Below are 22,554 nucleotides of genomic sequence, written 5' to 3'. Positions count from 1 at the left end.
TGGCTGCGTATCCCGCACACAACACCGGGAAACACTGTCATTCCCCGGAAGTAGCTACCCCCTCTTCCTCCATCTCCAGACTGCTCCCACCTTTATCTTGCGCCAACGTGGTAACGGAAGTCGCCACCATGCCGGCGAGGACAATGGGATAAGTATGTTTGTCTCTGGATCTGCAGCTTGCCCCCTTGGACAAGCGAGCTTCTTTACAGCCGGTACACTCCAACGCAGGTACACCGACTTCATTACAACCGGCGATTCTTCACGACACAACAGGAGCCGGAATCCGGCTCTTGCGCCGACAAGCATTATTAACGCGGCGGTCCAGCACAACCAGCATCACCCTCTTGAATATTTTTTCAAGCTACAGCACCACAGGCTTCTTTTTCCAGCGAGCGACAACAGCCGGTTGGAAAATTTGATGGGAGGATTCTGACCACGGGGCTAAAAAGCGGGGTCGCAACCCGGGCAGGGACGGTGCTCATCCACAATTATGTACCGACCTTTCAGTCACTTTATCAGCGCTTGATTCCAGACTATTCAGTCAAAATGAACAATACGCCACAGCCGTCAGTCCCGCTCTTCGACGGTTCCTCCATATGCAAATATTTTTTGCGCTAGCGCACAAATATCCAACATTTCCTGTGACTGTAACCGGAACAGCCTTTTCGGCAACAGGCGCAGCTGTAGTATGAAATCGGGCTCAGGCGAGATGCCGTGCCCGACTTACCGGGCGGACAGCGGATACCCGAATAATAAAAGCCCGCTGCCGCCGGAATGTGAAAGGAAGCGAACAAGGCAATTCCGTTTCTCCTGCAGCTTCATATTCCACCGCTAAAAATCAATGCAATAAAAAGGTGAATCATCGATGAAGACGAGAAATATTCCATTGCTGGCAGTATTGCTTGCAGTGCTCTGTGCGCCACTTTCTGCGTTCGCAGTGACCGGCGTGGCTCTGGTGCATGGCACCGGCAACCAGTCCGACGCCTATAACGATTACTGGAAATCCGGCATGGTGGAATCGATCCGCCAGGGCCTGCCCAGTAGCGGCAACCTGCTGGTGGTAAACTGTGATTTCGAGGAGTACATGTGGGATGACGCCGCCGCCGGCTGCCTGGCGACGCAACTCCACAATTTTATTACCTCGATGAACATTGACGACCTGGTTGTCATCACCCACTCCAATGGTGGCAACGTGATGCGCTGGATCCTGTCCAACCCCACCTGGGACAGCCGCTACCCCGCCATTATCAACAGTACCCGCTGGGTAAATGTACTGGCAGCCTCCAGTGCCGGCACACCACTGGCCGATGCCGTGATGGCCGGCAATGTATTCGAGGCCTCGGTGGGCTGGCTCCTGGGTTACCAGAACGACGCGGTACGCATGCAGCAGACCAGCTGGATGGATTACTACAACGATACCTGGCTGCTGGGCACCGCCGGTCGACCCTCCCTCCCGGTAGGTTTCTGGAATGTGGTCGGCAGCGATGTGGAGAGCGCCGTGTGGGACCCCGACAGTTACTGTGGCGGCTACACGGAAAATGTCGGGCTGGAGATCACCCAGGAGTGGCTGGACAGCTGCTCCGATGGGTTCCTGAATTGCAGTTCGCAGAATGCCGCGGGCAGCCTGTGGTTTTACGACACCTCCGCCACCGCCGGGGGCGAGCCGCTGAGCCACAACCAGAGCCGTCGCAAGTGCTTCAACCTCGACGTAATCCTGAGAAACGATATTTAAGGTGCCGCCATGAAAAACCTACAGACCAAAGCAATTCCACTGTTCTTTGCCATGGCTGCCACCGCGATGGTAGCGACCATGGCAAGTGCCCAGCAGATTCTCAATGACAGCCGCGAGCGGGTCAGTTTCTCCCAGCTGGTGGAACAGGGTAAGGAACAACAACTGGCCGACAGCGGTGCCCGGGAGCAGAGCCGCGCCTTTTACCGCAAGGTCACCGGTGCCGAACTCAATCGCGGTGCGGAATTTTTTGTCGACGGGAAGCAGGCCGTGATCCAGGTCTCCCCTCTCGACCGTGCCAGCAATGGCAGGCGGGTGGTAGACACCGACATTCCGCGCGGCATGACCCTGTCCAATGGCACCGAGCGCCGCCCGGTGAGCGACGACAGCATCGCCCTGCACCGTAAAAGCGAGGGCCTGCGGCAGGAGTTTCCCGGCTTCTACGGCCGTGCCCATGTAATGAAGGTCCCCGAAGATATGGGACGCGGCCGATTTACCCTGAAAGCCAACGGCAATGCCAGTGCGAACGCCGAGTACATCCTCTACGTACTGGACAAGCGCAGCGATATCGAGCTGGCAGTAGAGACCCCGAGCAAGCGCTTCAGCCGCTCCGGCACCCTGGCCCTGGAGGCAAAGGCGGCCGGCCAGGCAAGCGCGTCGCTGGAATCGGTCTCCGCCACCCTGATCGCCCCGCGCGGCGACCGCTACGAGCTGGGTGGCGGGCAGCGTACCGGCAACCGCTATACCCTGGACTGGCCGGTAAACGTGGATGCCCCCTCGGTATCCGGTGAGCTGTGGCGGATCGAAGTGCGTTCAACCCTGCGCAATGCCCGCAATGAGCCCGTGGAACGCGTGGCCGTGATCGCAGCAGATATTTTTACCGAGACCGCGAGTGCCACGGTCGGAGGCAGCGATGCGCAAAGCCTGACCCTGTCGGTGGACGTACAGGAGGCGGGGCGCTATGAGGCGCGAGCCCTGGTTTTCGGAGTGGATAGCGATGGCGAGTACCGGCCGGCGATGCTGGCGTACCAGGCCGAGTGGCTGGATGCCGGCGCCCGGGAGATGACCGTACCCATCGACACGGCCCGGCTTGCGGCCTCCGGCCTGCAGGCACCCTACCAGGTCCGCAGTGTCCAGTTCCTGGACCAGGGTCGTATGTCGGTGCTGGGTTATATGCAGGGCAGCTGGGAGCTGAAATAACCCGCTCACGCCTGCGATTTCAATGGGCCTGCTCCAGGCCCTTTTCGGTGCGCCGGCACTTGCGGGATATGCCCCGCCAGTGCCGGCGCATTCACAACCACACTGGTCAGCGCAACTCCCGGGCAATGCCCTCCAGGGACTCCGTCAGCGCGCGGGTTTTCTTCTCCGCGTCCTCATCATCATTATTGACCGATGCCAGCGAGGCCAGCATCACCAGCCGGCCCGCAACCTTGCTGTCCTTGGCCCGCTTCTGCAGCAGTGACTCCGAATTCTCCAGTACCTTCACCAGGTCGGCAGCCATGGTGTCAGGCACAGACTGGCTGCGCTGCAGCTGGTCCAGGTAGGCCCTTGCCACTACCGGCCGGGCCGGCCACTCCACCGGAAACTGCTGCTGGGGATTGAACAGGCCATCCTGGTCGGCCACTGTGGCCGCGCCCACCTCATTGGCGCTCAGGTACTGGCTGGGCAACAGGGAGAACACATCGATGCCGCGGGCGATCTCGGTGCCGTAGATCCTGCCGTTGTACCAGTAGGCGGACCAGTAGCCGCCCAGCACGATATCCTCATCGTCGATGGGGCCACGGTCAAAATAAGCGATCTCCACCGGGTTGGCAGAGTCGGTGAAGTCCATCAGGGAAATACCGCCCTGGTACCAGGCCTGCACGAAGATATCGCGCCCGGGCACCGGCACAATGGAACCGTTGTGGGCCACACAGTTTTCCTGCTCGCTCTGGGGGGCGGGCAGCTTGTAATGACTGCGGTATTCCAGCTTGCCATCCACGATGTCGTAAATGGCGTTTGCGCCCCAGTCCAGTGGGTCGTATGCGCGACAGCGCGGCCGGGAGCCGCCACCCCACTCATCAGTGAAAATTACCTTGGTGCCATCGTTGTTGAAGGTGGCAGAGTGCCAGTAGGCAAACCCCTTGTCGTTCACCGCATCGATCCGCTTCGGCTGCAGCGGGTCGGAGATATCAAACAGGATTCCATTGCCGGAGCAGGCGCCCGCCGCGATCTTGCGCTCAGGGAACACGGTAATATCGTGGCAGTGGTCGGTACGGTTGGTTTCCTGGGTATCGTCGCCGTGATCGCCACCCCGCCACAGACCCGCCAGCGTATCGGAGCCGGGATCGGCAAAGACCGCCGGGCTGTCGACTATGCGTGACTTTGACGGGTCGGCCACAGGTATTTCGATGACATCGATGCGGAACAGCGCGGTGCGCTTGTCCCCGGGGGTATCATCGACACAGCCCGGCATCTCGTCCTCTTCTCGTACCGGGGCAATACCCGAGTTATAGACCACGATCCTGCCGTCCTCACCGGGACCGGATACCACGGAATGGGTGTGTGAACCGCGACAGGTCTGCACCGCGCCCACCTGCTTCGGACGCTCAAGGTCACTGATATCAAAGATACGCAGGCCGCGGAAGCGCTCGGGGCTGACATCCTCACTGATCCCCTGCAGGCCGCAATCGAGCCGGCCGCGGTTCTGCTCCACCGACATGATCAGCAGGTCGCCAACCACCGATACATCCCCCTGCCCGCCGGGACACACCACCGAGCTCACCTGTTGCGGCAGGCCGCTCTCCGGCAGCCGGTAGATATTGAAGCCGTGGTAGCTGCCGGCCACCATGATATCGCCGGAGAAAGCGATATCGGTGTTGGCAAAGCTCATAAAGGGCCAGCGCTCTTCCTTGTCCTTGCCGGACTTGGCTTTGTCTTCTTCGTCCCCGGCCTTTTTACCCCCTTCTTTCTCCGGCTTTTCCGGTGGCAGGCCAGCCACGTTGTCCGGGTCGTAGAAACCGGCCGGTTTCGGCAGCCGTCCCTCGTGCTTCAGGTTCAGGATGGCCTCACCGGCATCGGCGTATCCGGCCGCCAGCCCCGCCCGGGGGTCCTCCGACAGGCCGGCCAGCAGCTTGCCCATGCGCTCCACTTCCGCCGACTGGTCATTGACAATATCTGTAGTGAATTCGAACAGTACCGGGTCGTAGGCAGAGCCGGCTTTGTCCTGCAGCTCCTCCACCATGGTCACCGCCCCCTCGTGGTGGGCGATCATCAGTTCCAGGAACAGCCGGTCGAATGCCTTGCTTTTGGAAGCTGTCAGCTCGGCCATCTCTTCGGGCGTGGCCATACCGGCCATCTTGTGGTCGGTTGCCATGGCGTGGTGGTGTTCCGGGTCGGGCACAGTTTCACCCCGTTCCCGCAGCCATTCCTGCATAAAGCTGATTTCGTCCTCCTGCGACACATCGATGCGCCCGGCCAGGTCGACGATTTCCGGGTTATTGGTGCGTTCGGCAACCAGCTCGGCCATCTGCAGCGCCTGGTGATGGTGCGGGATCATGTCCTGCATAAACCGGACGTCGTCGGGGGAATAGGCGGTGACGGCAACCTGGATCGCCTCTTTCGCGCTCAGTTCCCGCACCGCATCACCCGGCGCACCGGGCTGGACAATAGTCACCTTGTCGGCGGCGCTGGCCATGACAGGACTGAACAGGCCGGCACAGGAGAAGCCGGCAACGGCGACGATAGGAAAAAGAAACTGGTGGGTACAACGATGCAGTCTTGTCATTGATGTCACTCCATTTGTAGATGCCCTGCGAATACTGCAGTCCGCCCCAACACAATGGATACAAAATGTGCGCGTCAATTCTGGCAACCGGCGTTGCCCGGGAGGGTTCAAGGCAATTTATGTTTTAATTGGTACCGATAATTTTTATACAGGTACGCCCGGGTACAATCAATCACATACCAATACAATAATGGACCGGCGATCCGCTGTAGCGCCTTTTTTGACACTTAAATATTTTCCGTAATGGGGACCATCAATGAACAGGGGGAACAGGCATTGACCAACCGACTACTGGCCACACTGCTCACGTTAATTCTCACCACAGGCCTGTCTGCCTGCGACAACCACCATTTATCCGGGCCAGCCGGCAAGCAAGACCAGCAGGTTCCCCTGGATTTCCTCCCGGCACTCAAGGGGGATTATTTCCGCCTTGACTCGAATACCGTGGGCCGCTCCTACCATATCTATGTGCGCTACCCCGGGGGATACCGGGACAACCCGGAGCAACAGTACCCGGTTATTTACCTGCTGGACGGTGACTCCATGTTCCCCATCCTCGCCGCCAACCACCTGTTCCTGCACTACGACGACAAAATTCCCGAAGCCATTGTGGTGGGCATTGCCTATGGCGCGTTTGATCCCGCCATCAACATGCGAGACATCGATTTTTCCACTCCGGCGAAAGATCGGGAGAGAAGCGGTGGTGTGGCACTGTTCCACCAGTTCCTGGAACGGGAGTTATTACCGGCAGTGGAGAGTCGCTACCGGGCGGATCCCCAGCGCCGTATTCTCTACGGCCAGAGTCGCGGCGGCTTTATGGTGCTTTACTCTGCCTTCAATCACCCCGACCTGTTCTGGGGCCGCATTGCCGGCAACCCGAGTTTCCTGCCAGACATGGAGCAATTCTTTGCCACTCCGGCGCCTTCAACCCGGGATGACCTTGTGTTGGCAATCTCCAGTGGCTCAGCCGACCGCTTCCAGGCCAGGGGGGAACGTGCACGCCAGTGGTACGACTACTGGAAGGAAAAAGGGGACGCGCCCTGGGAAATTCACTTCAATACCATCGAGGGTGGCACGCATGCTGCCGATAGCCCGGCGACCTATCGGTTCGGCCTGCGACAGCTATTCAGTGACGAGATCGAAACTGCCCGCCGCGCGGCAGAAAGAGCAAGTTCGGCATCCACCCAACACTGAATCACTCGGGGGGAATCGGGCACGGCGCCACCGGCGCCGTGCCCGGGATACATCAGAAGTTATAGCGCAGGTCCAGGCCGTAGGTACGCGGTGCTGAGATACCCAGGAAGCCAGTGCCGAAAACATCCAGCGTACGGCCACCCACACTGCCAGTCACCTCGTTTTCCAGCAGGTTGCGGCCCCAAAGGGCAACTTCATACTGCTCGCTATCACTCATCCACGACAGGCGGGTGTTGAGCAGCCGGGTATCCTCACCGAAACCCGGGATAGGCGTGTCCACGCCGGCGATCATTACCGATGAGATAGCAGCGGGATCACTTTCCGCACTGTTCTCGGCATAGATATAGTCCGCGTACAGGTCCACCGAGCCAAAGCTCACCTCAGGTGACCAGTTGAACGTGAGGGTATAGGCGGTATCGGCAGAATCGTTCTCGCGATCGGACTGCAACTCGCCGCGGGCATTGTAAAAGCTTTCCCACTCGGACTCGGTATCCCGCAGGGTGGTCACCAGGCCCAGGCGCACAGTGTCCACGGGCAACCAGTCAAACGTCACCTCGATACCGTCGATTCTCTGGTCACCGTTGATTACCCGCGGCAGGGCGTTGGTCTGGCCGGGAGGCAGGGTCTCGACGCTGCGCTGGCGATTATCCACAGTCATATCGAAGTAGCTGAGCTGCACCCTGGCGCGATTGTCGAACAGGTCCCCCTTCAGGCCCAGTTCGATATTCTCCACTTCCTCGGGCTTGATCGGGTTTGCCGCCGAGGACTGGTCGAGGCTGTCAAAGCCCCCGGATTTATAGCCGGTGGCATAGGACAGGAACACCATGGCCTGGTCGGTGATATCGTACTGGCCCACCAGGCGACCGGTAACCTTACTCCAGTTGTCCTCTGCTTCCAGCTGCCCGTCACCCACAACATAACCGTCGTCAGTGCGGAAGATCAGCGGTTCAATTGGCGCGGTACCGGGAACCGTCGGGCGGGAGAAATCCACCCCGGGCACCAGCCAGCTGAACTCCTTGTTGTCGTGGCTGTAGCGCAGGCCTGCCGACAGGCGGAAGCGATCGGTAAAAGCATATTCCGCATCGGCGTAGAAACCATAGTTAACAAACTCACCTTCATTGATTACCGACTCCTGCCAGGTCATGCCGGCGTACTCCGGCCCGAACAGCATACTGGTGCCGAGAGCCTGGGCGACGGCATCGTAATAGACACCGTCCTGTGGCAGCACTCCCTGCCCCAGCAAGGTGGTGAATGTGGCCCAGTCCCCCGGCGCCCACAGGTGATCGATCGATGCCAGCGCAGCCAGTGAATCTGCGGCTGCGGCACTGGCTATCGCGTCGGCTTCCGCCTGGCTGATCAGGCCCGCCTGCACTGCCGGTGCGGTTTGCGCATTGGCTGCGGCAATGGTGCCGGCCTCAATCATGCCCTGCAATGTGGGGTCGTTTACCAGGGCCGTGGTGGTGACGCGGATGGCGGAGTCTGCCAGCGCCGTGACGGTGGTGTCCTGGCGAATGGATTCGGAGGAATAGTTGGCACCGAACACGGCGTTGAGGGTGTCGGTGTTGTAGTTGAACTGTACCTCGGAATAGCTGATATCGTTGTCGAAGCGATTGTTCGTATCCAGGTATACGGTGGGCTCGGCGGTACCGTCTTCCTCTTCCCGGTTGGTGGTTTCGAAGGCGCGATAGCTGTGCACCGCCTTGACGCTCAGGGTGTCGGAGAAATCGTGGAACAGCTTGGCATTGATTGCGTACATATCGCGGGTTTCCTCGCCGCGAATCAGGTCGTTGGCAACCCTGCGGGAATACGGCTCGGTATTCAGGGCAAAATCGCTGAAGCCCACGGCCGCGCGGGGGGAGTTATCCACCTGGTCCCAGTCGTAGGAGAGCTGCAGGTCGGTCGCCTCGCTCACATCCCACAGTGCGGAAATACGGCCAGTCACCACATCCTGCTCACCGGAGTCGCGGCCGCTGGCATTCTCGATATATCCGTCGCGCTGGTTCGTCAGCAGGTTGGCCCGCACGTACAGGCTGTCGGTAACCGGGGCATTCACCATGCCCTCGTTGCGGACCAGGCCGTAGTTGCCGATCTTGGTGGAAACAAAGGCCTCGAAATCCTCCGAGGGCTGGCGCGGCACCAGGCTCAGGGTACCGGCCGCCGAGTTGCGCCCGAACAGCGTGCCCTGCGGGCCTTTCAGGACCTCCACCCGCGCCATATCGGAAAACGCAATGGTCGTCGCGGCGGAGGGCAGGTAGGCATCGTCATAAAAAGTCGATACCGAGGGATCACCACCGGCACTGATATTGGGGCTGGAAATACCCCGTATCGACAGCGAGGCCTGGGTCAGGCCATCACCGGCATCGAAACCGGGGATGTACGCATCCATTTCGTTGAGCGTCAGCGCGCCGGTATCGACGATATCATCCGAGGAGAAGGTATCGACGGTAATCGGCACGTCGAGGCTGTTCTGCTCGCGCTTCTGTGCGGTTACGGTGATTTCCTCCAGCGCGCTTTCGGCAGCAGAGATGGAGAGTGAAAAGCCGGCGAGTGGTGTCACCAGTGCAATGGCCAGCGGCAGCCGGGCCCGCTTGAAAGTTACAGGCTTCATGGTGGGGGTCCCCTATTTATTATTAGGATCGCAGGGTACAGGTTCGCAGCTGGTCGCAGGGTACATCGCAGCCAACGCGATCCCTTTCTCATCCCGGACCTCCCCGACACAGGAGGGCAACATCCCCTCACTGCCTGCCGAAAAGAAATACCCGGGAGTAAATCAGTTAAAAAATTAGCAACAAAGCCGGGGCGTGTAAATCGTCAATAGCGGTCACCCGGGAGTCTCACAGATTGATAATGATGAATTCCGCTGGCCTTATTGTGGCCAGGCCGATGGACACTTTCAGGGCCGGCTCTATCCGCCCACCATCCTCGGCGGTCTCCGAGATATAGCACCGGCTAAAAAAAGCGTCTTCCGGCTTGGTGCCCTGCAGGGCACCGGCGCGCCACTGCGCCGTAAGGAACTCCCCTATTGCAGACTCAACCATATGTCGTGCATACCGACTGTCTGTAATCTCCCCCAGGCCCCGGAGAAACCTCCGCACAGCTACCCGCACCATATTGCAGTAGCGCCTTACATTGATATAGCGCCATTCATTACTATCTCCCGCCAGCGTGCGCGCACCCCAGACGCGGTTACCTTTATCCGTGAAATAACGCAATGGATTGATGGCCGTACCACTGCTGTGCACGGTCATCCCCTGGCCCATCCGTGAGTCAACCTCCACGGCCAAGGACCTGACTCCCGCCAGCGCAATATTGGCCGGGGTCTCCCAGACCCCGCGACTGCGATCCACGGCGCAATAGATTCCGGCCATGGCCGCTGATGGCGGCAGGGTTACCGAGTGCCGATCGAGGGCGGCACGAACTTTCCGGTAAAGCTCCGGCCTGGCATTTCTGCCGCGACCTTTCAGGTCGGCAAGTGTGTGGGCTCTGCCGGCTCGCTGCCCCATATCCTGCATTACCAGGATCGACTGTTCATCCCAGCGCCATGGCAACGTGGTATGGATAGAGGGAAAGTAAGCGGCACCGTATTCGAGACTGGGTGAGCTGATGCCGTCACGGAAGGCGGAGAGGCAATCCTCCACCGGGCCGCCCCCGTCCCAGGGGTCGGCAATCAGGAAGCGATCACCGGTTTCTGCACACTGGTCGAGTGCGACGCGCAGCACATCGTAATAGCGGGCCTGTATCGAGCGAATCAATGACAAATCGCCCGGCACCGCCGGGCGGATGCCGCTGAGGTCCGGCATCACCATCAGCGTGGGCCCTTCTGTCCGGGCCAGTGCGGAGAGGGCCCCAAGGTGATCGGCGGCCACTTCCGACATGACACCAGCGCCGTCAAAGCTCCCCACGCTGACAACATAGCAACGGCCACCCCCGTTCAGGAAGTAATGCTTCAGGGCATAGGCCAGCCGGAACCGCGCCAGCGTGTCCTTATTGGGATCGGCAATGCCGTCGATCGGGTTGCCATCGGCGTCCAGGTGGATTTCGAAATTCCCGATGGCCGGTGGCTGTCCGAAAATCATTGCGAACTCGGCCAGCGAGCGGATTTCCACGACGCGGTTGAGCAGTGACTGGCCGAAGTGGAAAATTCTTTCTGTGTAGCCAATGAATACGGGCACTGCGGTCTCCACCGCGTGCACCTGCTGAAACGGCACCGGGATTTCGTCCACAAAAACACCCGGCTGGCCATAGAGCTCGCTCATGGTACCCCCTCATCACTGGTCTTGAGTCTCTGCTGACTGGCAGTTTTCCCTAGTGTGCCAATCGCCGGCCCGGCAATCTATTCCAATGCCGACCGGAACGGGCCTTTGGGAAAATATTGGCAGCGTTTCCTTTTTAGGGACTCAGTGACCGAATACAGCGGAGAGTTTCCAGCGCAGATTTCCCCCTGGGGAGTAGAGAAGCGGGCAGGCACCCCTGCCCCGGCAGTACTGGGTTCCGGTTTGCCCGCCGACAGGTGAACGTCAGGTAAGGTGATGCTCGAACAATGCCAGCATCTTTTCCCAGGCACGCTCTGCCTGTTTCGGGTTATGGGCCATGGAGTCCGGCGGGCACCAGCCGTGCATGGCGCCCTCATAAACTTCAACCTCGGCCTGGACACCGGCGTCGTCAAACGCCTCACGCAGCACGGCCTTGGCTTCCGGCTGCCGTTCATCGTCGTTCTCGGCAATGGCCACCAGGAAACCGGCCTGGATTTCCGGCACCAGTCGGTGGGGACTGTCCTCTTTATCGGTTACCAGCCGGCCGCCGTGGAAGGAGGCTCCGGCCCCGATTCGTTCCGGCATATCGGCAGCCAGGCGGAAGGTATAGGAGCCCGTCATGCAGTAACCCATGGTGCCCGCCTTTTTCCCGGTATCCACCGCGGCCTGACGGTCCAGGAACTGCATAAATGCACGGCCATCAGTCACGCAGGTTTCCGGGGACAGGGTGCCGGCCTGTTTCCGCGCCTCCGGCCAGACTGCCTTGCGCAGCTCCGCATCAATCAACCGGGTACCGTCCGGCACCAGCTGGCCCTGCATGGTCCGGTAGTAGGGATTGACCACCAGGACCGTATAGCCGGACTCTGCCAGTCGCTTGCCCATCTCGCGGAAGGCCGGGCGTATGCCAAAGATATCGGGCCACATGATCACCGCCGGGTATCGGCCACTGGCAGGGTGCACGAAATAACAATCGGCTTTGCCATCGGGCGTCGTGACCGTCACATTCGATTCCACCACCTGCATGGCCCGCGCGGACACCGGCAACATCGCTGCCAGCGCCGCGCCAAGTCCGATCCTGCCGAAATCCCGCCGGCTGATGCCGCGACTGTCTCCGTGGCTATCTATGTACTCGTCCACATCCCTGTTCGTCTGCTCGTCACACATGCCCTGCCCCCTTGGGTTAAATTCGCCTGCTGGCGTTTATTTGATCGGCCACTGCCGTGGACCGGGCCAGGCCCGGCTCTACCTCACCGGGAATACGATCCGCGACAGCGATCAGCCCACCGAATAGGCCAGGATCTGGCTGATTTCATTCAGGCTGCGCCCGGTCTGGCCCTGCCACCCGGCAACAGCCTTCTGCAGCGCAGCCCAGTCCTTTTTCGACGAGGGCGTCTTCTGCACCACCCCTTCACGCACCAGCGCCTGCACCATGTCGGGGGAGAAGATCAGCGTATCCACCCCCATGCGGCGCAGGAAAATCTGCCCCGTACGACCACCCAGGCGGGAGCCTCCCTTCTGCAGGTAGCGCAGGTTGTCACCGTAATCTGCCGCCTGCCAGCCGGCAAAGTAATTGCCCAGGCCATTGTGGGCACGGGAGAGTTCGAGAAAGAAGGTAGCGTTGTCGCGGATGGCCCTGGTCTTGGCCCAGTGACGGATCATGCCATCCTGTTTCATGACACTCTCCAGCTCGTCGTCGGGCATAAAGCTGCAGTGGTGCAGGTCGAAGCCGTGGAAAATCTCCTCGATGCGCGGCCACTTGTTGCGCACCACGGTCCAGTTGAAGCCGGCCTGGAACACGGCCCGCGATGCCGCGGAGAGCCATTCGCTGTCCGGGATCTTTTTCAGCGCCCGCGCTGACCTTGGCCTGGTGAGCTCTTTATCCAGTTCCGCTTCACCACCAAAACGCTCGATCACGCCCGCCTCTATATCCCTGAAATCCCGCACTTCCACTCTCCTCGCTATGCCAGCCTTACCGATGCACGTTTATAACAGGGGGCGCCCGCCCCCGCTACACTCACCCGGCCAAGTGCAAGCCGGCTATAGTTTCGGCACAATGAATGACAGATCGGCGCGACCACCACCAACGCCGGGAAAATGATAAGAAGGGGAAACTCCATGATCCGACGCACCACATCCGCTATTGCCACATTCGCCACCGCCTCGGCGCTCACCCTGGCCTGCGCCATTTCAACGGCCCATGCCTATGACGAACAGTCCCTCAGTAGTGACGCAAACTGGGTCGAAGCCCAGTCAAAGCGTATTGCCCCCCAGGCCACCGGCCTGGCCGATGACCTGTGGAACTGGGCGGAAATGGGTTACCAGGAGACCCGCAGTAGCGGGGCAATCCAGGACCACCTGAAGGAGGCCGGTTTCTCGGTAGAGACCGGTATCGCCGATATCCCCACGGCTTTTGTCGCCAGTTACCGGCAGGGTCGCGGCGGGCCGGTGATCGGCCTGCTGGCAGAAATGGATGCCCTGCCCGGGGTGGCGCAGGAAGCGGTCCCGGAACACAGCCCGATCGAGGGCCAGGCCGCCGGCCACGCCTGTGGTCACCACCTGTTCGGTGCCGGCTCCACCGCCGCGGCCATCATGCTGAGCCGCTGGCTGAAGGAAACGGGCACCCCCGGTGAAATCCGCCTCTACGGCACCCCCGCCGAGGAAGGCGGTTCCGGCAAGGTCTATATGGTGCGCGCCGGGGCCTTCGAGGGCACCGATGTGGTCCTGCAATGGCACCCCGGTGACCAGAATGCCGCCCTGCCCACGTCCAGCCTCGCCAACCGCTCCGCGAAATTTCGCTTCAAGGGGATCGCCAGCCATGCCGCCGGCGCCCCGGAGCGGGGCCGCTCGGCCCTCGATGGTGTGGAGGCGATGAACTATATGGTGAACATGCTGCGCGAGCATGTACCGGACAGCACCCGCATCCACTATGTGATTACCGACGGTGGCCTGGCCCCCAATGTGGTACCGGCCAACGCGGAGGTCTTCTATTACGTGCGCGATAACACTGCGGCAGAACTGGAACCGGTCTGGAAACGGGTTGAGGAAATTGCCCGGGCCGCGGCGCAGGGCACCGGTACTAGCGTGGAATGGGAGATCATCCACGGCAACCACAGCCTGCTGCCCAACCAGACCATCAACCGCCTGCTGGATGCCAGCATGCGCCAGTTCGGTGGGATCGAATATACAAAAGCGGAAGAGAAGTTTGCCCGCAGCCTGGACGGCCTGGCCAGCAAGCCGGGGCGCATGCTCGGCGACCAGGAAAAGATTGCCGAATACAATCCTTCCGAGGCCCCCATGCCCGGCTCCACCGATGTGGGTGACGTCAGCTGGAATGTCCCCACCGGCGGCTTCGGCACAGCCACCTGGGTACCGGGCACTTCCGCCCACACCTGGCAGGCAGTAGCGGCCGGGGGCACCAGTATCGGCCACAAGGGCATGATGCTGGCCGCGGAAACCCTGGCCCTGGCCGGCATCCAGATGCTGCGGGAACCCGCGCTGGTGGAACAGGCCACCGAGGAGTTTGAACGCAAGCGCGGCAATGACTTCGAATATACGCCGCTGCTGGGCGACCGCGAGCCGCCGCTGGACTATCGCCGCTAATCCAGGCTATCTGTCACCCGGGGGCTCGCGCCCCCGGGCAGGCCGGAATCATCAGGCCGGGGTGCTTCGCAGCTCCCGGCGCAGGATCTTGCCCACGGTGGATTTGGGCAGCTCGCTGTGAAAATGGATGTGCTTCGGTACCTTGTAGGCGGTCAACTGCTCACGGCAAAAATCGACGATCGCCGCCTGGTCCAGCTCCCCTTCCACCACCAGATGGGCGTTGACGGCCTCGCCGGTCTGCTCACTGGGGGAGCCCACCACTGCCGCCTCGATGATTTGCGGGTGGCGGCAGAGCACGTCCTCCACCTCGTTCGGGTAAACATTAAAGCCGGACACGATGATCATATCCTTGAGGCGGTCGACGATACGAACGTTGCCATTGTCCTGTACCAGGCCAACGTCGCCGGTACGGAAGAAACCATCGCGCAGCACTTCTGCCGTCGCCTCCGGGCGTTGCCAGTAGCCGGCCATCACCTGGGGACCACGAACCACCAGCTCGCCACTCTCACCCGGGGCCACCTGGCGGCCCTGCTCATCCCACACCTGCACCTCGGTTTCGGCCAGCGGCGTACCCACGGTACCGATTTCCTCGCGATCGAATTCATTCAGGGTGATGACCGGCGAGGTCTCTGAAAGTCCCCAGCCCTCGGTTACCGTGCAGCCGGTGACCGACTGCCACAATTCCGCAGCGGATGTTGTGAGTGCGGTACCGCCGGAGAAGGTCATCTTCAGGCTGCTGAAATCCAGCGCCTTGAATTCCTGGTGACGGCACAGGCCGGTAAACAGGGTGTTGATGCCCGCCATGCCGGTAAACCGGAACGGCTTGATGGCCCGAACCAGTCCATCCAGGTCGCGGGGATTGGGAATCAGCACGTTCATGGTGCCCATACTGAACAGGGCCAGCACGTTCACGGTAAACGCATAGATATGGTAAAGCGGCAACGGGCACACAAAAATTTCCTCGCCCTCGTTACCGCGCTGCGAAATACGCTCCAGCATCTGTGCCGCGTTGGCGAGCAGGTTGGCGTGGGTCAGGCTGGCCCCCTTGGCGACACCGGTAGTGCCACCGGTGTACTGCAGCACGGAGATATCCTCGCGTACCGCCGTGGATTTTTCGATCGACGGTAATTCGCCACCGCGCCCAATGGCGTCGACCAGGCCATGGTAACCGCCCGGTGCATCGACGGGATTGCCCAGCAAGTCGGCCGCGCCGGTAACCAGAACCCGCTCGATATCGGTATCGGCCTTGATGGCCTCAAACTTTTCCAGGAAGTCGGCGAGGATAACCAGCGCGCGGGCACCGGAATCGGAGAACTGGTGCTGCATCTCCCGCGGTGTGTACAGCGGGTTGGTGTTGACGATTACCAGGCCGGCCCGTAGCGCGGCATAGGCGGCAATCGGGTACTGGCTGATATTGGGCAACTGGATGGCAATCCGGTCGCCGCGCTCCAGGCCAGCCTCGTGCTGCAACCACTGCGCCAGGTGGCGGGACTTCTCCTCCACCTCGGCGAATGTCAGCGTCTGCCCCAGGCAATTGAAGGCGGGCAGGTGGGCGAATTTATCCAGGCCATGCTCGATAAATTCGGCGAGGTTATTGAACTGCATATTGAGTCCGGACTTTTTCATTTTATCGCTCTCCGGCTTTGTGATCAGGCCTGCCAGGGATTGACTGGCAGGCATTGTCCAGGCGCCAGCGCCCATTGCTATTAACTCTTCGCTTTGCTGCCCGCAGCCTGGCGCTGCTCCCGCGCCAGTCCCTGCCGGACCTTGCCATCGATGATGCGGTGGAACAGGCCGGGCGCCTTGCGGGCGATGGCCCGGGTCAAGCGGGCACGGAATCCCGGGGTAATCATGTATTGCCGCTTGCGCAGGCCCGCGAGTATTCCGTCGACTGCCTTGTCCACCGGCATGACACCAGCAAACTCGTTGATGACCTCAGTCACCAGGCGTCCTGTGCGGCGCTCTTCTTCCAGCATGGGTGTGTGGATTTCCCCCGGGCAGACCACGGAGACATCAATGCCCTCCGGGGTGAGCTCGGTGCGCAGTACCTCGGCCAGGCCCACCACCCCAAACTTGGAGGCGGAGTAGGCAGCGTGGGTATAGCTGCCGCAGATTCCCGCCAGGGAAGCGACCAGTGCCAGGTGGCCACCGGGCTGCATATGCCGCAAGGCACCGGCCGCGAAGTTGCGACTGCCGATCAGGTTGACTCGGATGCTCTGCTCAAAGGTCTCGAAGGCCAGCTCGGAAAACTCCGCGGTGCGCAGGATCCCGGCACAATTGATGGCAAAGTCCGGTACACCGACTTCGGCCGTGGCCAGGTCCATACTGGTGGTAACTGCCACGGGATCGGTAATATCCACGGTGTAGCTTTCCACCCAGCCACCGGCATGCGCCTGCTTGCCGCGCAGGTCAGCCAGCACGGACTCATCAACGTGCAGGTCGAAGATCGCCACCCTGGCCCCTTCCTGCAGCAGGGCTCCGGCGAGGCGAAGGCCAATTCCACTGCCGCCGCCAGAGATAAATGCCACCCTGGGCGCGCCGTGTTTCCAGTTACTCATCGCTCTGTACCTCAGAAAATTATGACGTGCTGTACCGGGGGCATGGATTCCCGGCCGCACAAGCAGCCAGGTCAGCCCGGCACTACAGTCCCCGGCACGCCGCTACCGAGGTGGTCCGCCAGTTCCGACATTGCCTGCTGGTAAGTCACCACCGGCTGGTAACCCAGCTGGCGCCTTGCCTTATCCACGGAAAACTCATTGGGGCCTCCCATCAGCCGGTAGGACTGGCGGGTGACCAGCGGGCGCTCTTTCTGCCCACGCAGGTGACCGAACCATTCCAGCACCGGTGCCAGTGCCCTTGCCAGCCAGTTGGGAACTGAGGCCGGCGCTGGCGCACCGGCGAGTCGGGCCAGGTCGCCGAGATACTGCTTCCAGGTAATTCCATATCCATCCGCGGCCACAAAAATGTCGCCCCGGGTAGATTCCGAACGGGCTGCCACAAGCAGCATTGCCACCAGGTTCCTTACATGCACCAGCCCCGCATCCCAGTCACCGCTGCCAAGCAGGCAGGCCTGGTGATTGCGCAGCATGTCCACCATCAGGTTTACCCAGGGCCCACTGCCGACACCAAAGACATTGGCGGGACGTATGATCGTTGCCCTGAGCCCCAGTCGTTGCACCGCCTCACGGGTAACGCGCTCCTGCTCCTGCTTGCAGTACTCATAATGGGACGTGGCCTCGCCGAGTGGACTGTCTTCGTCGAGAGGGCCTCTGGCCAGGGTGCTGGCGTAGGCACAGACGCTGGTGGTCACGATAAAGTGCGCATTCCACGCCAGCGCCAGGTCGATAGCCTGGCGGGTACCCCCGACCGTGATATCCACATGCGCATGGCGCGTGCCCCAGTCACTGACTACCGCCGCCAGGTGAAAGATGGCGTCAACCCTGCCGATCTGCCATTTCAACCCGGCCAGGGCTCGCACATCACCGGTGACAATACGTACCCGGTCACCCCAGTCCGCCGGGACCGGCTCGCCCGGCATCATCAGTGCAACCACAGAGACCTTTTCAGCCAGCAGGGCCTGCACCAGGTGGCGACCGATAAACCCACCGGCCCCGGTAACGAAGGCGGAATTCAACTCACTCACAACCGGCCCTGCTTATTCGCCCACGACGATCATCTGGTCGCAGCGCTTGCCCTCCGCTTCACACAGGGCGCGGTAAAGATTCATGACAGTTCTGGCATCGAGCACACTGGTGACATTGCCATCGTCATCGATATTGACGTTGCTGCCAAAGATGGCAAACCAGACGTCTGCGTCTTCAGTTGCATCGTCGGCCACCGTGAGGGTGTGCACAGAGTGGGCCGGCTCGAACAGGTAGGAGCCCGCATTGTTAATTTTTTGCGGATATTCCTTATAGAACCATTCGCCGGATTTGGTAAAGGCAAACACGGGCCCCGTATGGTAGTGGGTATCGACACAGAAACCGGGTTTGAAGCGGCTGCGGATTACCCACAGGTTCTGGTTCAGGTCGATATGCAGCACCTGCAGCAGTGAGCCATCGGGCAGGGTTACCCAGGGTAGGTCGGTCTCCTGCAACAGCACCGCCTCGCGGGCGTCATCACGGGATACCACACCGCCTGACTGCATGGCAGCCAGCATTTCCAGTACCGGGGTCTTTGCTTCACTCATCGCCTTGTCTCTCTCATCACTGGGAGCTGTAACGCCCCTTTAATAACAGGGTCAGTCTAGGGGCAGTGACATCCGCTCAACTTGACTATTTACGAACAAAGCTTGATATTTTGCGAACACCCGGAATTGACTGGATCGAGGTCGTGGATGTTCCTGATTCGCAGTGGCGCTATTGAAAGGTACGAGCAGCTGGTCAGTGAAATGGGGCAGAACCCGAATGAGTTACTTGGTCAGGTGGGCCTGACCATTGCCCAGGTCCGCCAGCCGAACAGCTATATCGCCTATCCCCGCCTTGCCGACTTGCTGGACCTGTCCGCTGACGCCTGTAATGAGCCCCTGTTCGGGCTGCGCCTGGCTGCCCGGCAAACCATGCTGGCGCTGGGAGAGATGGCCCTGTCCGCCTCGCAGCAGGAGACCCTGCAGGATTCCCTGTCCTACGCCGAACACCACATTGTGCTGCACGCCCATGGTGTCAGCGTCAGCCAGCATATCAATGGCGAACAGCTGGAATTACACCTGGCCTTTGACTTCAGTAATTCGAGTGGATTGCGACAGCTGATGCAGCTGAGTGCCGGGCAGGCGTTCAATACGGTATGGCAAATGGTGCAGGGTGCTGGCACATCACTGAAAATCCACCTCCTGCAATCCAGGCCGGAAGGAGACCTGTGGCAGTCAGAGAGATATGCAGATCGACTGGTTTTCAACAGCCATTTTTGTGGCATCAGTTTCCCCGCCAGCTGGCTGTCCCGTAAGCCGTGCCCGGATGAAGCATTGATTCGCGAGCATTTCCGCGAGCGTATCAGGCAGCTTGAATCCCTCTACCCCGATAACCTGCAGGCCCAGGTGCGCCATATCGTCAGTAACCTGCTGGCCAGCGGCGAGTGTGATGTCACCCGGGTTGCCGCCACCCTGGATCTGCATCCGCGGGTGTTGCAGAAAAAGCTGCAGGCCCAGGGAGTGACATTTCGCGAGCTATTGCAGGAGACACGTATGGAAATTGCCGAGCTGAACCTGCGCTTCGGCCGCCAGTCCATTACCGATCTCGCCCTCAACCTGGGCTATGCAGACGTGGCCGTATTCAGCCGTAACTTCAAGCAATGGACAGGGATGTCGCCCCGCCAGTGGCGAAAGGAAAACCGGGAAACCGGGCGGAACTGATATCCCGCCCGGCAGAGGGTCAACTGCCCTACTTTGCCTGGCACTATCCCCTTGCGCTTTCCTCCATCCCCTTACGCCCCTTTCCGCTCACGGCGCTCGGCGCGGCGTTCCTGTCGCTCTTCCCGGAGTTCACGCAGTTCGGCTTTCTGCTCGTCGGTCAGGACCGCCAGGAACTGCTGGCGGCTGTTCTGGTGCAACTCCATCCGGCGAATCTTGAGCTGGCCTATTTTCATCGCCAGGGCATCCAGGGTAGCCCGGCCGGCCTCATCTGCCAGTGCGTTGCGTAATTCCTTCCGCAGGCTATGGGCCTCGCGCATCAGCTCACGCCGTTCGTCACTGACGGCGTCATGATTTTCGACCAGCTGCGCTTTCTGGCCTTCAGTCAGCTCCAGCTTTTCGGCGAGACGTTCGATGCGCTGTTGCATCTTGTGTGACTTGTCCCCGTGCCTGTGGCCAAAGTCCCCGGCCATACCGAGGGTGGGCACGGCAATCACTGCAGCCAGGCCAATTCCGGTGATCGCGTTTTTCCACTGCCTGTAATTCATGGTTAGCACCTCACTTCTGCAAAGGGTTGCTCACTGTTGGTGAGCGCTGTTGTCGTCTGGCTTGCATCGACGTGAGCATGGTACCGGCGACCGGTGTAATGGAGGGCTAAGCGGGGTTAAACAGTGTTAAGAAAGGTCGGTACTTCCAGGTCCGCCCGGTTTTCCTGCGGACATGGAAGCACTCGATGGCAGGGGGCTATCGGGGGTTAAGAATCCAGGCCAGCTCGTCCACCGCCCGGGTACTTTTCAGACCGCCGGGCAATAGCCGACGCTCGGCCAGGTTGAGGTTATGGCTCGGGCTGTAAAGTCGTTCCACTTCACCGGGGCCGATGGAAAAAGGCGGTCCGGCCATCAGCTGCTGGTCGTACTCGAAGGTGATCAGTAACTGCGGAGCCCCGGGCGCAAGCGCCAGAATATGGGTGGCATATTCATTCCGCATAGACTCGGGCAGCGCCACCAGGGCCGCACGGTCGTAGACCGCATCCACCGGGCCGAGCTGCTCCGGAGACAGCTCGAAGATATCCCCCACAAAAATATCAATCCTGCCGCGCTCCCCGGCTTGCCCGGCACTGTAACAAAGCAGGTTGCCAGTGCCGGACACCATCGGTTCAACACCCAGCTCTTCAAACAATTCCCGTACGGCATTTTCATTCAGCTCGGCACCGGCAACGCTGTAACCCTGAGCCAGTAACCAGTGAATATCCAGCGTCTTGCCACAAAGCGGCAGGAAAACCCGACCGGCAGGTGCCACTTCAGCGAAATAGCGCACCAGCAGTTCATTGGGTTTTGGCGCATGGAAGCCGATTTCTCGCTCTTCCCATTTCCGGTGCCAGAATTCCTTATCCATCTATCCTCCGTTCACAACAGGTTTTCCGGGAATATAACCCGTGCGGGAGTTTTATTCATCGGGCTATGGCCGGGTTTGGGTCAAGGAAGTGTGCAGGCAATGAAAAAGACCCACCAGGTGGCGGGTCTTTCGGTTTGCGGGCCGGCCAGCGGCCGAACCGGGCTCTCTATCAAGGGCTCAACCGGTTCAGTGGCCTTTTGCCCAGGTCACGTGGGTGATATGGCGCATACCCTGCGGGTCGATGCGGATAAAGGTTTCGTGCTGGCCGCGGCGACCGAGGGACATACCCCAGCCGGCGTTGCTGTTTTCCCAGCCGATATCCGACTTGTTGCAGCCTTTTCCGGGCGGGGAGTTGCAGTCACCACCACCACCGCCGCCGCCGGAGCCATCACTGGCGAAGGAATCATAGCTGTCGACATGCCCGTAGATGGTGTCCAGTTGCGCCATATCGTGGTTATCCGGGTACTCGTAGGGCGGGTCCTGGTAATCCATGCAGGAGAACAGCGATTCGTTATTAAAGTCCTCGTCCTGGTGGCCCAGTCCCACATCGTGCCCCAGCTCCTGGCAGGTGACACTCTGCTTCCAGCTGAAGTTATTGTAATAAGACTGGGTGAAGTAGGTATCATTCAACTTGGTATAGCCGGTCACGATATGCCCCTGGGCATCCAGGGAAATACCGGCGATCCCCAGCCAGCCGTTGTTGCCATAGTCCAGGTTACAGATGCGCACCATACCGTCCGGGGCGCTGCATTTGCGGCGGGTCCGGGATGAGGTGTCACCACTGGGGTCCTCGATCATGTTGAGCTTGGTCGACTTGGACCAGTCGGCAATGGCCTGGGTGACATAGGGGTCCCAGTCTGTGGTGGTGCTGTTGATTACCTGCAGGTCAAAGGAGCTGGTTGTCCTCGCCCAGTGGTAGTCAGCCCAGGAGTGATCTGCCGAGGCCGTAACAGGCAGGCCCGCGGCTAGCAGTACCGCAAGAAAATGCTTTTTCATTATTCTCTCCAGAATTCCAAACCGCTATAGAAAGTTGCGCCTGGGGGCTTCACGGGCGTACGGCTTGTCCGGAAAACCACAGGACGCGATTCACCGGTCCAAATACTGGCTGGAGCAGCCAACTGCTGGCGGTCCCTGAATCCTTGCAGTCACCTGGAGAGTCGTCAAGGCGACTTACGGCGCCAGACAGGACAGTCCAAGCTGTCTTTAATTCGACCTTATCTTCGAACAGGAAATAATTCGGTCAAATCACGCCCGATTGCGCATTTTGAGGAAA

Annotated in this window: 17 protein-coding genes; 5 read left to right on the top strand and 12 right to left on the bottom strand. The window is 60.4% G+C overall.

The window, feature by feature from the left end:
• The first annotated feature begins 865 nt into the window (after positions 1–865).
• Both LVE68_RS15765 and LVE68_RS15760 read left to right on the top strand, forming a co-directional pair.
• Positions 866–1,732: a hypothetical protein gene (locus LVE68_RS15765; RefSeq protein WP_232941393.1), complete on the top strand. Its 867-nt coding sequence runs from the start codon at positions 866–868 to the stop codon at positions 1,730–1,732.
• A 9-nt stretch (positions 1,733–1,741) separates the two neighbouring features.
• Positions 1,742–2,929 (top strand): DUF4785 domain-containing protein, encoded by a 1,188-nt coding sequence (locus LVE68_RS15760; protein WP_232941392.1) that lies wholly within the window; start codon positions 1,742–1,744, stop codon positions 2,927–2,929.
• A gap of 106 nt (positions 2,930–3,035) precedes the next feature.
• Here the strand turns inward: LVE68_RS15760 and LVE68_RS15755 are convergent, their stop codons facing one another.
• Complete coding sequence (locus LVE68_RS15755; RefSeq protein ID WP_232941391.1) at positions 3,036–5,495, bottom strand: DUF305 domain-containing protein; 2,460 nt, start codon at positions 5,493–5,495, stop codon at positions 3,036–3,038.
• Between the two features lie 276 nt (positions 5,496–5,771).
• Between LVE68_RS15755 and LVE68_RS15750 the strand changes: the two genes are divergently transcribed.
• On the top strand, positions 5,772–6,689 hold the full coding sequence (locus LVE68_RS15750; RefSeq protein WP_232941390.1) for an alpha/beta hydrolase: 918 nt from the start codon (positions 5,772–5,774) through the stop codon (positions 6,687–6,689).
• A gap of 52 nt (positions 6,690–6,741) precedes the next feature.
• Here LVE68_RS15750 and LVE68_RS15745 read toward each other — a convergent pair whose 3' ends face one another.
• The 4 genes from LVE68_RS15745 to LVE68_RS15730 all read right to left on the bottom strand — a co-directional run bounded on the left by LVE68_RS15745 (position 6,742) and on the right by LVE68_RS15730 (position 12,886).
• Positions 6,742–9,297 (bottom strand): TonB-dependent receptor, encoded by a 2,556-nt coding sequence (locus tag LVE68_RS15745; protein ID WP_232941389.1) that lies wholly within the window; start codon positions 9,295–9,297, stop codon positions 6,742–6,744.
• Between the two features lie 226 nt (positions 9,298–9,523).
• The gene (locus LVE68_RS15740; RefSeq protein ID WP_232941388.1) at positions 9,524–10,945 is read right to left on the bottom strand and encodes a hypothetical protein; all 1,422 of its coding nucleotides are present in this window, start codon (positions 10,943–10,945) and stop codon (positions 9,524–9,526) included.
• Positions 10,946–11,206: 261 nt separating this feature from the next.
• The gene (locus LVE68_RS15735; RefSeq protein WP_232941387.1) at positions 11,207–12,106 is read right to left on the bottom strand and encodes a dienelactone hydrolase family protein; all 900 of its coding nucleotides are present in this window, start codon (positions 12,104–12,106) and stop codon (positions 11,207–11,209) included.
• Between the two features lie 111 nt (positions 12,107–12,217).
• Positions 12,218–12,886 (bottom strand): DNA-3-methyladenine glycosylase I, encoded by a 669-nt coding sequence (locus LVE68_RS15730; protein ID WP_232941386.1) that lies wholly within the window; start codon positions 12,884–12,886, stop codon positions 12,218–12,220.
• Between the two features lie 171 nt (positions 12,887–13,057).
• Here LVE68_RS15730 and LVE68_RS15725 point away from each other — a divergent pair, with 171 nt between their 5' ends.
• Positions 13,058–14,542 (top strand): amidohydrolase, encoded by a 1,485-nt coding sequence (locus LVE68_RS15725; RefSeq protein ID WP_232941385.1) that lies wholly within the window; start codon positions 13,058–13,060, stop codon positions 14,540–14,542.
• A gap of 51 nt (positions 14,543–14,593) precedes the next feature.
• Here LVE68_RS15725 and LVE68_RS15720 read toward each other — a convergent pair whose 3' ends face one another.
• From LVE68_RS15720 to LVE68_RS15705, 4 genes are all read right to left on the bottom strand, one after another.
• Entirely contained in the window at positions 14,594–16,168 is a 1,575-nt protein-coding gene (locus tag LVE68_RS15720; RefSeq protein ID WP_232941384.1) for an AMP-binding protein, read from the bottom strand.
• Positions 16,169–16,248: 80 nt separating this feature from the next.
• Positions 16,249–17,100, bottom strand: a complete 852-nt coding sequence (locus LVE68_RS15715) for an SDR family NAD(P)-dependent oxidoreductase (RefSeq protein ID WP_232941383.1) — start codon at positions 17,098–17,100, stop codon at positions 16,249–16,251.
• 71 nt (positions 17,101–17,171) lie between these two features.
• On the bottom strand, positions 17,172–18,185 hold the full coding sequence (locus tag LVE68_RS15710; protein ID WP_232941382.1) for an NAD-dependent epimerase/dehydratase family protein: 1,014 nt from the start codon (positions 18,183–18,185) through the stop codon (positions 17,172–17,174).
• A 12-nt stretch (positions 18,186–18,197) separates the two neighbouring features.
• Positions 18,198–18,731: a 2,4'-dihydroxyacetophenone dioxygenase family protein gene (locus LVE68_RS15705; RefSeq protein ID WP_232941381.1), complete on the bottom strand. Its 534-nt coding sequence runs from the start codon at positions 18,729–18,731 to the stop codon at positions 18,198–18,200.
• Between the two features lie 147 nt (positions 18,732–18,878).
• On the opposite strand from LVE68_RS15705, the gene LVE68_RS15700 reads away from it, so the two are divergent.
• Complete coding sequence (locus LVE68_RS15700; RefSeq protein ID WP_232941380.1) at positions 18,879–19,889, top strand: helix-turn-helix transcriptional regulator; 1,011 nt, start codon at positions 18,879–18,881, stop codon at positions 19,887–19,889.
• 71 nt (positions 19,890–19,960) lie between these two features.
• Here LVE68_RS15700 and LVE68_RS15695 read toward each other — a convergent pair whose 3' ends face one another.
• From LVE68_RS15695 to LVE68_RS15685, 3 genes are all read right to left on the bottom strand, one after another.
• Positions 19,961–20,434 (bottom strand): Spy/CpxP family protein refolding chaperone, encoded by a 474-nt coding sequence (locus LVE68_RS15695; RefSeq protein WP_232941379.1) that lies wholly within the window; start codon positions 20,432–20,434, stop codon positions 19,961–19,963.
• Between the two features lie 196 nt (positions 20,435–20,630).
• Positions 20,631–21,281 carry a thiopurine S-methyltransferase gene (gene tmpT / locus LVE68_RS15690; protein ID WP_232941378.1) on the bottom strand — a complete coding sequence of 217 codons (651 nt, stop codon included), beginning with the start codon at positions 21,279–21,281 and terminating at the stop codon, positions 20,631–20,633.
• A gap of 186 nt (positions 21,282–21,467) precedes the next feature.
• Complete coding sequence (locus LVE68_RS15685; RefSeq protein WP_232941377.1) at positions 21,468–22,277, bottom strand: hypothetical protein; 810 nt, start codon at positions 22,275–22,277, stop codon at positions 21,468–21,470.
• Positions 22,278–22,554 lie beyond the last annotated feature (277 nt).

The organism is Microbulbifer sp. YPW16 (genome assembly GCF_021290385.1).
Lineage (GTDB): Bacteria > Pseudomonadota > Gammaproteobacteria > Pseudomonadales > Cellvibrionaceae > Microbulbifer > Microbulbifer zhoushanensis.
The sequence above is the reverse complement of the archived record's forward strand: the minus strand, read 5'-3'. Positions and strand labels throughout refer to the sequence as shown.

Bases quoted from the DNA above. Each gene is read 5' to 3' on its own strand.
- LVE68_RS15720 (WP_232941384.1), bottom strand. From the start codon at position 16,168: ATGAAAAAGTCCGGACTCAATATGCAGTTCAATAACCTCGCCGAATTT.
- LVE68_RS15760 (WP_232941392.1), top strand. From the start codon at position 1,742: ATGAAAAACCTACAGACCAAAGCAATTCCACTGTTCTTTGCCATGGCT.
- LVE68_RS15685 (WP_232941377.1), bottom strand. From the start codon at position 22,277: ATGAAAAAGCATTTTCTTGCGGTACTGCTAGCCGCGGGCCTGCCTGTT.
- LVE68_RS15765 (WP_232941393.1), top strand. From the start codon at position 866: ATGAAGACGAGAAATATTCCATTGCTGGCAGTATTGCTTGCAGTGCTC.
- LVE68_RS15725 (WP_232941385.1), top strand. From the start codon at position 13,058: ATGATCCGACGCACCACATCCGCTATTGCCACATTCGCCACCGCCTCG.
- tmpT (WP_232941378.1), bottom strand. From the start codon at position 21,281: ATGGATAAGGAATTCTGGCACCGGAAATGGGAAGAGCGAGAAATCGGC.
- LVE68_RS15705 (WP_232941381.1), bottom strand. From the start codon at position 18,731: ATGAGTGAAGCAAAGACCCCGGTACTGGAAATGCTGGCTGCCATGCAG.
- LVE68_RS15740 (WP_232941388.1), bottom strand. From the start codon at position 10,945: ATGAGCGAGCTCTATGGCCAGCCGGGTGTTTTTGTGGACGAAATCCCG.
- LVE68_RS15735 (WP_232941387.1), bottom strand. From the start codon at position 12,106: ATGTGTGACGAGCAGACGAACAGGGATGTGGACGAGTACATAGATAGC.
- LVE68_RS15695 (WP_232941379.1), bottom strand. From the start codon at position 20,434: ATGAATTACAGGCAGTGGAAAAACGCGATCACCGGAATTGGCCTGGCT.
- LVE68_RS15700 (WP_232941380.1), top strand. From the start codon at position 18,879: ATGTTCCTGATTCGCAGTGGCGCTATTGAAAGGTACGAGCAGCTGGTC.
- LVE68_RS15745 (WP_232941389.1), bottom strand. From the start codon at position 9,297: ATGAAGCCTGTAACTTTCAAGCGGGCCCGGCTGCCGCTGGCCATTGCA.
- LVE68_RS15755 (WP_232941391.1), bottom strand. From the start codon at position 5,495: ATGACAAGACTGCATCGTTGTACCCACCAGTTTCTTTTTCCTATCGTC.
- LVE68_RS15715 (WP_232941383.1), bottom strand. From the start codon at position 17,100: ATGAGTAACTGGAAACACGGCGCGCCCAGGGTGGCATTTATCTCTGGC.